Annotated in this window: 1 pseudogene; it reads right to left on the reverse strand. The window is 70.9% G+C overall.

From position 1 onward, the window contains the following. A pseudogene (locus tag IG86_RS39620) lies at positions 1–212 on the reverse strand (urease subunit alpha); the annotation flags it as partial. Positions 213–223 lie beyond the last annotated feature (11 nt).

The raw sequence follows: 223 nt of genomic DNA on the forward strand, positions 1-223 counted from the left end.
CCGTCACGGGCCGTCTTGCCGAAGCCCGCCAGGAACTCCTCCCCCGGCTTCTGCGCGTCCGACTCCACCCGCACCGTCAGCCCGGAATCACCCAGCCGCACCCGGTCACCCACCCGGGGACCGAACACCGCCGCGTACTCGTGCGGATCGATGTGCCGGCTGCCCGGCGCACAGTGCGCACTGTGATCGGTGTGCGGAGTCTGCCTGCTCATACCGTCCTCCC

It is taken from the genome of Streptomyces virginiae (genome assembly GCF_000720455.1).
Classification (GTDB): Bacteria; Actinomycetota; Actinomycetes; order Streptomycetales; family Streptomycetaceae; genus Streptomyces; species Streptomyces virginiae.